The sequence below is a fragment of the Cupriavidus sp. GW823-FHT07B10 genome (assembly GCF_058794355.1).
The window spans coordinates 549,611-562,659 of the sequence record NZ_JBXAGS010000002.1; the positions used below are offsets into that span (position 1 = coordinate 549,611).

Here is a 13,049-nt window from a genome sequence, read left to right on the forward strand (position 1 = left end):
CACGGGCCAGACGTCGGTCCGCCCAACCACACAAGACGCCAGCTAAAGGAGAAATTGACGATGTACATCGGCATCCCGCAGGAGACGCGGGCCGGCGAGACTCGCGTCGCCGCCACCCCGGAGACAGTCAAGAAGTACGTCGCCCAGGGCCACAAGGTGGTCGTGCAGGCCGGCGCCGGCGTAAGCGCCAGCCAGCCCGACGGCGCGTATGAGGCGGTCGGCGCCACCATCGGCACCGCCGCCGAAGCTCTGGGCGCCCAGCTGGTGCTCAAGGTGCGCGCACCGGACGCCGCCGAACTGGCGCAGATGAAGCCGGGCGCCGTGCTGATCGGCATGCTCAATCCCTTCGACGCCGAGAACAACGCGCGCATGTCCGCCGCGAACATCACCGCCTTTGCCCTGGAAGCCGCGCCGCGCACCACGCGCGCGCAGAGCATGGACGTGCTGTCGTCGCAGGCCAACATCGCCGGCTACAAGGCCGTGCTGGTGGCCGCGCACCACTACCAGCGCTTCATGCCGATGCTGATGACCGCCGCCGGCACCGTCAAGGCCGCGCGCGTGCTGATCCTGGGCGCGGGCGTCGCCGGCCTGCAGGCCATCGCCACGGCCAAGCGGCTGGGCGCGGTGATCGAGGCCTCCGATGTGCGCCCCGCGGTCAAGGAGCAGATCGAATCGCTCGGCGCCAAGTTCCTCGACGTGCCCTTCCTCACCGATGAAGAGCGCGAGATCGCCCAGGGCGTGGGCGGCTATGCCCGCCCGATGCCGCCGGACTGGATGAAGCGCCAGGCCGAGCTGGTGCACCAGCGCGCGGTCCAGGCCGACATCGTCATCACCACCGCACTGATCCCGGGCCGCAAGGCACCGGTGCTGCTGCAGGAAGCCACCGTGGCGCAGATGAAACCCGGCTCGGTGGTGGTGGACCTGGCCGCGGCACAGGGCGGCAACTGCCCGCTGACGGTGGCCGACGAAGTGGTCAACCACAACGGCGTCATCATCATCGGCCACACCAACCTGGCCAGCATGGTCGCGGCCGACGCCTCGGCGCTCTATGCCCGCAACGTGCTGGACTTCCTCAAGCTGGTCGTCGACAAGGACGGCCAGTTCACGCTGAACCTTGAAGACGACATCGTCGCGGCCTGCCTGATGTGCAGGGACGGCAAGGTCGTGCGCGAGGCGGCGTAATTTCCACGGGCGCCATGCGCCCACTGCTTTTGCATCAAATATAAGGACGTATCACCCATGCAACGCATCATGCTCCGCGCCAAGCTCCACCGCGTCACCGTGACGCAGGCGGACCTCAACTACGAGGGTTCGTGCGGCATCGACCAGGACCTGCTGGACGCTGCCGACATGAAGGAGTTCGAGAAGATCGAGCTGTACAACGTGAACAACGGCGAGCGCTTCTCCACCTACATCATCAAGGGCGAGCGCGGCAGCGGCGAGATCTCGCTGAACGGCGCCGCGGCCCGCCGCGCGCACCTGGGCGACCAGCTGATCATCTGCACCTACGCGCCGATGAGCGACGAGGAAATCGCCGCCTACAAGCCCAAGGTCATCCTGGTGAACGAGAAGAACGGCATCAAGGAAATCAAGAAGTTCTGAGGGTTTGCTCCCCTCTCCCGCCTGCGGGAGAGGGGCAGGGGGAGAGGGCAGGCGCTGGCATACCGCCGGCCTGACTTCGTGGGCAAGCCTGCCCTCTCCCCAACCGTCTCCCGCAAGCGGGAGAGGGGGCACGCAATGGGTCGATCTGAGCCACTGGACCTTGACGTGCCCTGACCGCAATGCAGCAATAAGAATTCAGTAAAACGCCGCATCCCGGATTCAAAGCAACGGAGGAGAAGTCGATGGAGATGGTGAACCACACGGTGATCAACCTGATCATCTTCGTGCTGGCGATCTACGTGGGTTACCACGTGGTCTGGACGGTAACGCCAGCCCTGCATACGCCCCTGATGGCGGTGACCAATGCGATCTCGGCGATCATCATCGTCGGCGCCATGCTCGCCGCGGGCCTGACCGAAGGCGGGGTCGGGCGCGTGATGGGCACGCTGGCGGTGGCGTTGGCCGCGGTCAATGTGTTCGGCGGCTTCCTGGTCACCCAGCGCATGCTGGAGATGTTCAAGAAGAAGGAACCGAAGGCCAAGGCGCCTGAGTCCAAGCCGGCGCTGGCCAGGGAGGGTGCGTGATGACCGGTCTTGTCAGCATGAACCTTGTCACCCTGCTCTACCTGGTGGCCTCGGTCTGCTTTATCCAGGCGCTCAAGGGCCTGTCGCACCCGGCCTCGGCGCGCAAGGGCAATGCCTTCGGCATGATCGGCATGGCCATTGCCGTGGTGACCACGCTGGTCCTGATCATCAAGCTGAAGAATGAATTCCTCGCGGCGGGCACGGCCCAGTCGTCGGTGGGCACGGGCCTGGCGCTGATCTTCGCCGCGCTCGTGGTCGGCGGCGGCATCGGCGCCTACGTGGCGAAGAAGGTGCAGATGACCAAGATGCCCGAGCTGGTCGCGGCGATGCACTCGCTGATCGGCCTGGCCGCGGTCTTCATCGCCGTGGCGGCGGTGGCCGAGCCGGCGGCGTTCGGCATCAGCCCGGCAGGCTCGCACCTGATCCCGCTGGGCAACCGCATCGAGCTCTTCATCGGCTGCTTCGTCGGCGCGATTACGTTCTCCGGCTCGGTGATCGCCTTCGGCAAGCTGGCCGGGCGCTACAAGTTCCGCCTGTTCCAGGGCGCGCCGGTGGTGTTTGCCGGCCAGCACTGGCTGAACCTGCTGCTGGCGGTGGCAATGGTGGGCTTCGGCGTCATCTTCTTCCTGTCGCAGGACTGGCTGCCGTTCCTGATCATGCTGGCGATCGCCTTCGTGCTGGGCGTGCTGATCATCATCCCGATCGGCGGCGCCGACATGCCGGTGGTGGTGTCGATGCTGAACTCGTACTCGGGCTGGGCAGCGGCGGGCATCGGCTTCTCGCTGAACAACCCGATGCTGATCATCGCGGGCTCGCTGGTGGGCTCCTCCGGTGCGATCCTGTCGTACATCATGTGCAAGGCGATGAACCGGTCGTTCTTCAACGTGCTGCTGGGCGGTTTCGGCGGCGCGACCGCGGCGGCGGCAACCGGCGACCAGCAGCAGCGCCCGGTCAAGTCGGGTTCCGCCGACGATGCCGCGTTCCTGATGGGCAACGCCGAGACCGTGATCATCGTGCCGGGCTATGGCCTGGCCGTGGCGCGCGCCCAACACGCGCTCAAGGAACTGACCGAGAAGCTGGCCGAAAAGGGCGTGACCGTGAAGTACGCGATCCACCCGGTGGCAGGCCGCATGCCGGGCCATATGAACGTGCTGCTGGCCGAGGCCGAGGTGCCGTACGACCAGGTCTTCGAGATGGAAGACATCAACAGCGAGTTCGGCCAGGCCGACGTGGTGCTGGTGCTGGGCGCCAACGACGTGGTCAACCCGGCGGCCAAGAACGACCCCCAGTCGCCGATTGCCGGCATGCCGATCCTGGAGGCCTACAAGGCCAAGACCATCATCGTCAACAAGCGCTCCATGGCCGCCGGCTACGCCGGGCTGGACAACGAGCTGTTCTACATGGACAAGACCATGATGGTGTTCGGCGACGCCAAGAAGGTGGTCGAGGATATGTTCAAGGCGGTCGACTAAGGCCGTCCGCGCGCCGCGCGCAGGCCCGGGCCATCCCGGCCCTGCCGCGGGCGCCTCCCGCCGCCGGCCCTGGCTGCAAGGCGTGCCTTGCAAGGCAGCCGTGGCGCGCTATACTGGCCTGCGAATGCGCACACTGGCTTGCCGCTTGCGCCACGCCCGTGCCGAACCACTGCGCCGAACCCCTGCCCGCCGCTCCATGACCTTCAACCCGCACGACAGGAACCTGTCGGTCTTCCATCACCCGGTCCTGACCGTCCTGGTCGATGACAGCAAGTCGTTCATCGACAGCCTGGCGTTCCAGATGGATGCCTCGCGCGCGGTGATCACCTTCACCGACCCGCGTGAAGCGCTGCAATGGATCCGCGAGGCCTATGCCACCCGCTTCCCGGGCTTCCTGCCGGTGCGCGTGACGCACGACGACCTCACCTTCCTGACCGAGCGGCGCACCGTGCAGCTCGACATCGACCGCATCTACCGCCAGATCCACGATTTCAAGCGCTTCCTGCAGCCGGGCGTGGTGGTGGTCGACTATTCGATGCCGCAGATGGACGGGCTGGAATTCTGCCAGGCGCTGCAGGACCTGCCCTGCAAGACCATCCTGCTGACCGGCACCGCCGACGAGAGCATCGCCGTGCAGGGCTTCAACCACGGGCTGATCGACCGCTACGTGAAGAAGCATGAAAGCAATATGGTCGAGCGGCTGGACCAGGAAATCGAGGCCATGCAGCAGGCGTACTTCGCCACGCTGTCGCGCACGCTGCGCGAGCTGCTGACGCGGCATTCCTTTTCGTTCCTGTCCGATCCGGCCATCACCGAGCGCGTGCGCCAGCTGATCGCGCGCTATGGCTTTGTCGAGTACTACCTGTACCCCAACCCGGCCGGCATCCTGCTGCTGACCGCGCAGGGCCACGCCACGCTGATGGTGATCGAGACCCGCGCCGGGCTGATGAGCCAGGTGGAATCGGCCGAGGCCTACGACGCCCCGGCGGCACTGATCGAAGGCCTGCGCGAAGGCCGGCTGGTGCCGTTCTTCTGGCCCGGCAACGGCATGTACACGCCGGCGTGCGTGGACTGGGAACAATACTGCCTGCCGGCCGAGCGCTGCGAAGGCAATGAAGAATTCATTTACGCGCTGTTCGACCTGCCGCGCCACCTGCTGCAGGAGCCGGTGGTCAGCCTGCAGGGCTTCCTGGCGGACTTCAGCCGCAATCCCGACGCACTGACGGGGCGCAAGCGCCCCTGACCCGGCGGCCCGGCGCCGTCAGTCAGCCTGCGGCGCCCGGTTGGCGCCGCGCACCATGTCAAAGCGGAACAGCCGGCATTCGATATTGCCGTTGTAGAGCGGCGTGCGGCGCGACTCCTTGAGCCGCAGCCGGCGCGGGAAGCCCATGTCGCCGGTAAACACCCACGCCTGCCAGCCCGCGAAATGCTGCTTGAGCGTGGTGGCGAAGGCACTGGCGAACTGGTTGGCGGCGGCCTCCTCCACCTCGTCGCGCGGCATCTCTTCCTCTGGCAGGCGGCGCTGGCCGCGCACCGCGATGCGCTCGCCGTACGGGGGATTCATCAACAGCAAACCCGGCTCATCAAAAGGCGGCTGCACGAAGCGCGCATCCACCTGCTTGGTGCGCGCCTCGCCCGGCAGGCCGGCACGCTCCCAGTTGGCGCGCGTGATCGCCAGCATGTCGGTGGAGATGTCCGAACCCACCACCTGCAGCTCATCGGCCGAGGCCAGCATGCGGGCGCGCTGCGCGTCCGACTTCAGCTTCTGCCAGGCCTTGGTGTCCATGCCCTTGAGCCATTCGAAGGCAAAGCTGCGGCTGCCGCCCGGCGCGATACCCAGCGCCACCTGCGCGGCCTCGATCAGGAAGGTGCCGCTGCCGCACATCGGGTCGTAGAAGGGCCGGAAGGTCTGGCCCGGCACCCAGCCCGCCAGGCGCAGGATGCCGGCGGCCAGGTTTTCCTTCAGCGGCGCCTCGCCCTTCTCGGTGCGCCAGCCGCGCTTGAACAGGGGCTCGCCGGTGGTGTCGAGGTACAGCGTGCAGTCACGCTCGGTCAGGTGGGCATAGATGCGCACATCCGGGCTGGCGGTATCGACGCTCGGGCGCGCGCCCACCCGCTCGCGCAGGGCATCGCAGACCCCGTCCTTGACCCGCAGCGCGGTGAAATTCAGGCTGCGCAGCGGCGACTTGTGCGAGGTGATGTCCACGCGCAGCGATTCATCGGGCGAAAACCACTGCTCCCAGCGCACGCCGCGTGCCAGCGTATAGATGTCGTCTTCATGCCGGTAGCCGCGCGCGGCCACGCGCATCAGCACCCGGCTGGCAATGCGCGAATGCAGGTTGACCGCATAGGCGGCGGCCATCTCGCCCGAGAAATTGACGCCGCCCGGCACCTCCTGGTGCACCGTGAACGGCGCCAACGCGGCCATGCCCGGCATCGCGGCGATCTCGCGCAGTTCTTCGGCGAGCGCGCTCTCCAGGCCGCGCGGGCAAGGGGCAAAGAAGGCTTGGGTCATGTGTTGGGTTTCCTGCAAACAAAAACGTCCGCCGTAGCGGACGGGGATCTATCCGAAGCTTAGCTCAAGCCGCCGCCAGGGCGCGCTCGAGGAAATCCAGCCGGTCCTGGCCCCAGAAGGGCTGGCCGTCATGGACGTACCACGGCGCGCCGAACACGCCGGCCGAAATCGCGTCCTGGGTGTTCTGCGCATAGGCGGCCTGCACCGACTGCGCCTCGCTGGCCCTGAGCAGGCTGGCGCCGTCCAGGCCGGCCTCGTCGGCAATCTGCGCCAGCGTGGCGGCATCGGCGATATTGCGCTGCTGCGCCCACACTGCCGCGCCGATGGCGCCGGTCAGCTGCATCGCGCGGGCGGTGCCGTGCGCCAGCTGCGCCGCGATGATCAGCTTGCTGGCCGCGTCGCCCGATACCGGGAAGAACGTCGGCTGCAGATGCAGCGGCAGGCCCAGGAAGTCGCTCCAGCGCGCCAGCTCCACCAGGCGGTAGGCCTGGCGCTGGGGCGGGCGCTGCGACAGCGGCAGCCCGCCGGAGACGGAAAACACCTTGCCCAGGTCGCACGGCTTCAGGTTCACCTGCGCGCCATGGCGCTCGGCGATGGCGGCAAAGCGCGCATGGCCCAGGTAGACGTACGGCGACTGCGGCGTCAGGTAATAGTCAACCAGCTTGCTCATTTCGGTTCCGCTACAGGATTGGCAACAACAGACCGGGCGCCAGGCTCAGAACGGCTTGACGACCACCAGGATCACCACCGCCAGCAGCACCAGCACCGGCAGCTCATTGAACCAGCGATAAAACTTGTGCGAGCGCGTATTGCGCCCCGCCTCGAACTTGCGCAGCAACACGCCGCAGCCATGGTGGTAGCCGATCAGCACCAGCACCAGCGCCAGCTTGGCGTGCATCCAGCCCTGCCCCGCGCCGCGGCCGATGCCGTAGCCCAGGTACAGCCACAGACCGAACACCACCGCCGGCACCGCCAGCATGGTCATAAAGCGGAACAGCTTGCGCGCCATCAGCAACAGGCGCTGCGTGCTGGCGGCGTCGGTTTCCAGCGCCAGGTTGACGAAGATGCGCGGCAGGTAGAACAGGCCGGCGAACCACGAGACCACGAAGACGATATGCAGCGCTTTGACCCAGAGCATCGGCAGAGAGACGTTCGAGAACGATTGTTATTGTTGTTGGCGCGCGAGCGTCAGGTGCGGATCTCGCCGTGCCCGAATACCACGTACTTCAGCGAGGTCAGCCCTTCCAGCCCGACCGGGCCGCGTGCATGCAGCTTGTCGTTGGAGATGCCGATCTCCGCGCCCAGGCCATACTCGAAGCCATCGGCAAAGCGGGTCGAGGCATTGATCATCACGCTGGCCGAATCGACCTCGCGGATAAAGCGCATGCCCGCCGAGTAGTTCTCGGTGATGATCGAATCGGTATGGTGCGAACCGTATTCGTTGATATGGGCGATGGCGTCGTCGAGTCCGGCCACGGTCTTGATGGCGAGGATCGGCGCCAGGTATTCCAGGCGCCAGTCTTCCTCGGCGGCATCGACCAGGCCGGTAAAGCCGGCGGCTTCCAGCGTGGCGCGGGTGGCCGGACACACGCGCAGCTCGACGCCCTTCTCCTGGTAGATGCGGCACAGCGGCGGCAGCGCGGCGGCGGCGATGTCCTGCGACACCAGCAGCGTCTCCATGGTGTTGCACGGCGCATAGCGCTGCGTCTTGGCGTTGTCGCAGACGCGCACGGCCTTGTCCAGGTCGGCATCGGCGTCGATATAGACGTGGCAGATGCCGTCCAGGTGCTTGATCATCGGCACGCGCGCTTCTTCCATCAGCCGCGCGATCAGGCTCTTGCCGCCGCGCGGCACGATCACGTCGACGTATTCGGTCATGGTGATCAGCCGGCCCACGGCAGCGCGGTCAGTGGTCTCGATCACCTGCACCGCCTCGGACGGCAGGCCGGCCGCGGACAGGCCCTCGGCCACCAGCGCCGCCAGCGCGGTGTTGGATTCGATTGCTTCGGAGCCGCCGCGCAGGATGGTGGCGTTGCCCGACTTCAGGCACAGCGCCGCGGCGTCGATGGTCACGTTCGGGCGCGACTCGTAGATGATGCCGATCACGCCCAGCGGCACGCGCATCTGGCCGACCTGGATGCCGGTCGGGCGGAACTTCATGTTCGAGATCTCGCCGATCGGGTCGGCCAGCGCGGCGATCTGCTCCAGGCCCGCGGCCATGGTGGCGATGGCCTTGTCCGACAGCGTCAGGCGGTCGATGAAGGCGGCGTCCTGGCCGTTGGCGCGGGCGCGTTCAACGTCACGCGCGTTGACCGCCTTGAGCTTGTCGGCATCGCGGCGGATGGCCGCGGCGATGGTCAGCAGCGCGCGGTTCTTGTCGGCCGTGGAGGCACGCGCCATGGCGCGCGACGCGGCGCGGGCCTGGCGGCCGACGCGGTCCATGTATTGGTTGAGGTCGAGCTCGTTCATGTCAGTGGCCCTGGGGTGGTGGCCGTCAGTGTGTTTTCCGTCCCCCCGCCGCACGCGGCGGGGGAAGCAAACCTGTGGAGTTGCGCGTTCAGCGCGCGATCATCAGGGCAAGCTGCTGCAGCCCGTCCCATGGTTCCGCCGGCAGCGGGCTGCCGCCCGGTGGCGGCAGGTCCGACAGGCCCTTGACCTGGCGGTCCAGCCGCGCCGCCAGCGCCAGCGCCGCTTCCAGCCTTGGCTGCGCCAGGCGCTGCGCGGCCTGCGGCACCAGCCGCTCGCGCGGGCCCCAGACGCGCAGCTCGCGCATCAGCACACCCGCCGGCTTGCCGGCCGCCAGCCCTTGCCGGACCTTGGATAATACGCGAATTTCCTCGGTCAGCGCCCACAGCACCAGCACCGTGGCCTCGCCCTCGCCGCGCAGCCCTTCGAGCATGCGCACCAGCCGCGGCACGTCGCCGGAGAGCATCGACTCAGACAGCTTGAACACGTCATAGCGGGCCACATTCAGCACCGCATCGTGCACCTGGTCGAAGGTGAGCTCGCCGGGCGGGTACAGCAGCCCCAGCTTCTGGATTTCCTGGTGCGCCGCCAGCAGGTTGCCCTCGACCTTGTCGGCGATGAACTGCAGCGCACGCCGGCCCGGCTCGCCGCCTTCGACGCGTTGCTGCTGCAGCGACAGCCGCTCGCCGACCCAGGCCGGCAGCCGGGTGCGGTCCACGGTGTCGACCTTGATCGACACGCCGGCGCTTTCCAGCGCCTGGAACCAGGCCGACTTGGACGCGGCAAAATCCAGCCGCGGCAGCGTCACCAGCAGCACCACGTCGGGCGACGGCTGGGCGGCCACAGCGCGCAGCGCCTCGCCGCCGTCCTTGCCGGGCTTGCCCGACGGGATGCGGAGTTCAACGATCTTGCGGTCGCCAAAGAGCGACATCGACTGCTGCGCCTCGACCAGCTGGCCCCAGTGGAAGCCGCGCTCGGCCACCAGCACGTCGCGCTCGGAGAAGCCGGCTTCGCGCGCCGCGGCGCGCAGGCGGTCGACGGCTTCCAGCACCAGCAGGTGTTCGTCGCCATGTACCACGTACAGCGGTGCCAGGCCCTTGGCCTTGGCCTGCCTCAGGTGCGCGTCGAGCCCGTCGAGCTTGAGCTGCATGCCGTGATCAGATGGCCTTGACGGCGGCCAGCCGGCGCATCAGCTGCTGCACGATATCGCGCTGCATGTCGCGGTACAGCTGCTGCTCTTCGTAGTCCTTGGCCAGCGTGTTGGCTTCGTTGTAGGTCAGGTCGCGGGTCAGCACCAGCTGCGACGGCGCGATCAGTTCATTGCCGGCGGGGTCGCGCAGGCGGAAGGTGAAACGCTGCGTCAGGCGGTATTCACGCACCACGCCCTCGGTCGTGATCGACAGGATCGACTTGGTGCGGGTGTCCTGCAGCACGTCCAGCAGGGCGTCGGCCTCTTTCTGGTCGGCCACCACCTGGGTGTCGGAACCGCCGCGGATGGCGCGGCGCAGGTCCGCGCCCATCAGCGAATTGGCCGGAATCCCGATATAGAGCCGCTTGAAGGCGAAATCCGCGTTGCCGCGCATGTGGAAGCCGCAACCGGCCAGCAGGCCCGTTGCCGGCACTGCCAGCATTGCCGCGAGCACCTTGCGGCGCCCCATGTTCAGTCGCTTCATTCTTGGCGATTCCTTGTCAGGTTCCGGGGCCAGCTTACAACACCACGTTGACCAGGCGGCCGGGTACCACCACGATCTTCTTCGGCGCCTTGCCCTCGGCAAACTTGGCCACGGTCTCGCTGGCGGCGGCGGTTGCCTCGATCGCGGCGCGGTCGGCTTCGGCGGGCACGGTGATGCTGCCGCGCACCTTGCCGTTGATCTGCAGCACCAGTTCGATCTCGCTGCGCACCAGCGCGGCTTCATCGACCTGCGGCCACGGCGCGTCGAGCAGGTCGCCGGCTTCGGCGGCGTAGCCCAGCTGGTCCCACAGGCCGTGGGTGACGTGCGGCACCACCGGGTACAGCACGCGCAGCAGGATGCCGAAGCACTCGCGGCGCGCGGCCGGCGAAGCGGTCTTGGCGTCGTCCAGCGCGTTCAGCATCTTCATCGTGGCGGACACCACGGTGTTGTACTGGATGCGCTGGTAGTCGTAGTTGGCCTGCTTGAGCACGCCGTGGATCTCGCGGCGCAGGTCGGCGTCATCGGCAGTCGGCTTGCCGCCGGCGCCGTCGCGGATGGCCGCGGCATTGGCATAGCCGTAGTTCCACACGCGGCGCAGGAAGCGCGAGGCGCCCTCGACGCCCGAGCCGCTCCACTCAAGCTGCTGCTCCGGCGGCGCGGCGAACATCACGAACAGGCGCGCGGTGTCGGCGCCGTACTGGTCGATCAGCGCCTGCGGATCGATGCCGTTGTTCTTGGACTTCGACATCTTCTCGACGCCGCCGATCACCACCGGCTGGCCGTCGGCGATCAGCGTGGCGCCTACCGGGCGGCCGCGCTCGTCGGTGCGCAGGTCGACCTCGGCCGGGTTGTACCAGTGCTTCTTGCCCGACGCGTCTTCACGGTAGTAGGTCTCGTTGAGCACCATGCCCTGCGTCAGCAGGTTGGTGAAGGGCTCGTCGAACTTGACCAGGCCCAGGTCGCGCATGACCTTGGTCCAGAAGCGTGCGTACAGCAGGTGCAGGATCGCGTGCTCGATGCCGCCGATGTACTGGTCCATCGGCATCCAGTAATCGTTGCGCGCATCGACCATGGTGGCCGCATCCGGGCAGGTATAGCGCATGTAGTACCAGCACGAGTCGATGAAGGTATCCATCGTGTCGGTCTCGCGGCGCGCCGGCTTGCCGCACGACGGGCAGGTGCACTGCAGGAAGCGCGCATCCTTGGCCAGCGGGTTGCCGGTGCCGTCCGGCACCAGGTCTTCGGGCAGCACCACCGGCAGGTCTTTCTCAGGGACCGGCACCACGCCGCAGCTGTCGCAGTGGATCAGCGGGATCGGCGTGCCCCAGTAGCGCTGGCGCGAGATGCCCCAGTCGCGCAGGCGCCAGGTCACCTTCTTCTCACCCAGGCCCTTGGCGCCCAGGTCGGCGGCAATGGCTTCGACCGCGGCCTGGTAGCCGAGGCCATCGTACTTGCCGCTGTGGATGCAGGTGCCCTGCTCCTTGTCGCCGTACCATTCCTGCCAGGCTTCGGTCGAGTACGGCTGGCCCTTCACGTCAATGACTTGCCTGATCGGCAGCTTGTACTTGAGCGCGAAGGCGAAGTCGCGCTCGTCGTGCGCGGGCACGCCCATCACGGCGCCGTCGCCGTAGCTCATCAGCACGTAGTTGCCGACCCACACGTCGACCTTCTCGCCGGTCAGCGGGTGCACCACTTGCAGGCCGGTCGGCATGCCCTTCTTCTCCATGGTCGCCATGTCGGCTTCCATGACCGAGCCGTGCTTGCATTCGTCGATAAAGGCAGCCAGTTCGGGGTTGTTCAGCGCGGCATGGGTGGCCAGCGGGTGCTCGGCGGCGACCGCGCAGAAGGTCACGCCCATGATGGTGTCGGCGCGCGTGGTGAACACGTACAGCTTGCCGTCATTGATCGGCTTGCCGTCCTCGCCGGGGATGTCGTGCGGGAACGCAAAGCGCACGCCCACGCTCTTGCCGATCCAGTTCTGCTGCATCACCTTGACGCGCTCGGGCCAGCCCAGCTGGTCCAGGTCGCCCAGCAGTTCCTCCGCATACTCGGTGATGCGCAGGTAGTACATCGGGATCTCGCGCTTTTCCACCACCGCGCCGGAGCGCCAGCCGCGGCCGTCGATGACCTGCTCGTTGGCCAGCACGGTCTGGTCGACCGGATCCCAGTTGACAGTGCCGGTCTTGCGGTAGGCGATGCCCTTTTCCAGCATCTTCAGGAACAGCCACTGGTTCCAGCGGTAGTAGTCCGGGCTGCAGGTGGCGACCTCGCGCGACCAGTCGATCGCCAGGCCCATCGACTGCATCTGCTTCTTCATGTAAGCGATGTTGTCGTAGGTCCAGGCCGCCGGCGCCACGCCGTTGTTCAGCGCGGCGTTCTCGGCCGGCATGCCGAAGGCGTCCCAGCCCATCGGCATCAGCACGTTGTTGCCGTTCATGCGCAGGTAGCGCGCCATCACGTCGTTGATGGTGTAGTTGCGCACGTGGCCCATGTGCAGCTTGCCCGACGGATACGGCAGCATCGAGCAGGCGTAGAACTTGGGCTTTTCCTTGCCGTCGGCCCCGGCCGCATGCTCCGACACGCGATAGGCGTCGATGGCTTGCCAGTGCTGCTGGGCGGCTTGTTCAACGGCGGAAGGAAGGTATTTGTCTTGCATGGTCGGGACAGCAGTCAGGACAACGTTTGCGCGGCAACTGGCCTGCCGGCATCCGGGGGAATCGTTGGAATGAGAGCAGCG

Annotated in this window: 12 protein-coding genes; 5 read left to right on the forward strand and 7 right to left on the reverse strand. The window is 67.1% G+C overall.

The genetic code is table 11. The annotated features are described in order from the left end of the window. Positions 1-60 precede the first annotated feature (60 nt). The 5 genes from AC1Q6V_RS07355 to AC1Q6V_RS07375 all read left to right on the forward strand — a co-directional run bounded on the left by AC1Q6V_RS07355 (position 61) and on the right by AC1Q6V_RS07375 (position 4,901). Positions 61-1,182 (forward strand): Re/Si-specific NAD(P)(+) transhydrogenase subunit alpha, encoded by a 1,122-nt coding sequence (locus tag AC1Q6V_RS07355; RefSeq protein WP_439668244.1) that lies wholly within the window; start codon positions 61-63, stop codon positions 1,180-1,182. A gap of 57 nt (positions 1,183-1,239) precedes the next feature. Then, complete coding sequence (panD, locus tag AC1Q6V_RS07360; RefSeq protein WP_010815077.1) at positions 1,240-1,602, forward strand: aspartate 1-decarboxylase; 363 nt, start codon at positions 1,240-1,242, stop codon at positions 1,600-1,602. A gap of 242 nt (positions 1,603-1,844) precedes the next feature. Next, positions 1,845-2,186 (forward strand): NAD(P) transhydrogenase subunit alpha part 2, encoded by a 342-nt coding sequence (locus tag AC1Q6V_RS07365; RefSeq protein ID WP_010813224.1) that lies wholly within the window; start codon positions 1,845-1,847, stop codon positions 2,184-2,186. Next, a complete protein-coding gene (locus tag AC1Q6V_RS07370; RefSeq protein ID WP_010813223.1) occupies positions 2,186-3,658 on the forward strand; it encodes an NAD(P)(+) transhydrogenase (Re/Si-specific) subunit beta in 1,473 nt (490 codons plus the stop codon). The genes AC1Q6V_RS07365 and AC1Q6V_RS07370 overlap by 1 nt, the downstream gene beginning before the upstream one ends. Positions 3,659-3,854: 196 nt before the next feature. Further along, positions 3,855-4,901 (forward strand): response regulator, encoded by a 1,047-nt coding sequence (locus AC1Q6V_RS07375; RefSeq protein ID WP_010813222.1) that lies wholly within the window; start codon positions 3,855-3,857, stop codon positions 4,899-4,901. Between the two features lie 18 nt (positions 4,902-4,919). On the opposite strand, the gene AC1Q6V_RS07380 is transcribed toward AC1Q6V_RS07375, so the two are convergent. From AC1Q6V_RS07380 to leuS, 7 genes are all read right to left on the reverse strand, one after another. Next, positions 4,920-6,173 (reverse strand): THUMP domain-containing class I SAM-dependent RNA methyltransferase, encoded by a 1,254-nt coding sequence (locus AC1Q6V_RS07380; RefSeq protein ID WP_010813221.1) that lies wholly within the window; start codon positions 6,171-6,173, stop codon positions 4,920-4,922. A gap of 64 nt (positions 6,174-6,237) precedes the next feature. Continuing rightward, complete coding sequence (locus AC1Q6V_RS07385; protein ID WP_010813220.1) at positions 6,238-6,843, reverse strand: 2-hydroxychromene-2-carboxylate isomerase; 606 nt, start codon at positions 6,841-6,843, stop codon at positions 6,238-6,240. 45 nt (positions 6,844-6,888) lie between these two features. Beyond that, positions 6,889-7,311 (reverse strand): CopD family protein, encoded by a 423-nt coding sequence (locus tag AC1Q6V_RS07390; RefSeq protein ID WP_010813219.1) that lies wholly within the window; start codon positions 7,309-7,311, stop codon positions 6,889-6,891. 50 nt (positions 7,312-7,361) lie between these two features. Next, positions 7,362-8,642 (reverse strand): glutamate-5-semialdehyde dehydrogenase, encoded by a 1,281-nt coding sequence (locus AC1Q6V_RS07395; RefSeq protein WP_454749658.1) that lies wholly within the window; start codon positions 8,640-8,642, stop codon positions 7,362-7,364. 88 nt (positions 8,643-8,730) lie between these two features. Next, a complete protein-coding gene (holA, locus tag AC1Q6V_RS07400) occupies positions 8,731-9,789 on the reverse strand; it encodes a DNA polymerase III subunit delta (RefSeq protein WP_454749659.1) in 1,059 nt (352 codons plus the stop codon). A 7-nt stretch (positions 9,790-9,796) separates the two neighbouring features. Next, positions 9,797-10,312: an LPS-assembly lipoprotein LptE gene (locus AC1Q6V_RS07405; RefSeq protein ID WP_010813216.1), complete on the reverse strand. Its 516-nt coding sequence runs from the start codon at positions 10,310-10,312 to the stop codon at positions 9,797-9,799. Between the two features lie 34 nt (positions 10,313-10,346). Beyond that, a complete protein-coding gene (gene leuS / locus AC1Q6V_RS07410; RefSeq protein ID WP_010813215.1) occupies positions 10,347-12,968 on the reverse strand; it encodes a leucine--tRNA ligase in 2,622 nt (873 codons plus the stop codon). Between the last annotated feature and the right edge of the window lie 81 nt (positions 12,969-13,049).

Bases quoted from the DNA above. Each gene is read 5' to 3' on its own strand.
- AC1Q6V_RS07365 (WP_010813224.1), top strand. From the start codon at position 1,845: ATGGAGATGGTGAACCACACGGTGATCAACCTGATCATCTTCGTGCTG.
- AC1Q6V_RS07380 (WP_010813221.1), bottom strand. From the start codon at position 6,173: ATGACCCAAGCCTTCTTTGCCCCTTGCCCGCGCGGCCTGGAGAGCGCG.
- AC1Q6V_RS07375 (WP_010813222.1), top strand. From the start codon at position 3,855: ATGACCTTCAACCCGCACGACAGGAACCTGTCGGTCTTCCATCACCCG.
- holA (WP_454749659.1), bottom strand. From the start codon at position 9,789: ATGCAGCTCAAGCTCGACGGGCTCGACGCGCACCTGAGGCAGGCCAAG.
- AC1Q6V_RS07355 (WP_439668244.1), top strand. From the start codon at position 61: ATGTACATCGGCATCCCGCAGGAGACGCGGGCCGGCGAGACTCGCGTC.
- AC1Q6V_RS07385 (WP_010813220.1), bottom strand. From the start codon at position 6,843: ATGAGCAAGCTGGTTGACTATTACCTGACGCCGCAGTCGCCGTACGTC.
- panD (WP_010815077.1), top strand. From the start codon at position 1,240: ATGCAACGCATCATGCTCCGCGCCAAGCTCCACCGCGTCACCGTGACG.
- AC1Q6V_RS07390 (WP_010813219.1), bottom strand. From the start codon at position 7,311: ATGCTCTGGGTCAAAGCGCTGCATATCGTCTTCGTGGTCTCGTGGTTC.
- leuS (WP_010813215.1), bottom strand. From the start codon at position 12,968: ATGCAAGACAAATACCTTCCTTCCGCCGTTGAACAAGCCGCCCAGCAG.
- AC1Q6V_RS07405 (WP_010813216.1), bottom strand. From the start codon at position 10,312: ATGAAGCGACTGAACATGGGGCGCCGCAAGGTGCTCGCGGCAATGCTG.
- AC1Q6V_RS07370 (WP_010813223.1), top strand. From the start codon at position 2,186: ATGACCGGTCTTGTCAGCATGAACCTTGTCACCCTGCTCTACCTGGTG.
- AC1Q6V_RS07395 (WP_454749658.1), bottom strand. From the start codon at position 8,642: ATGAACGAGCTCGACCTCAACCAATACATGGACCGCGTCGGCCGCCAG.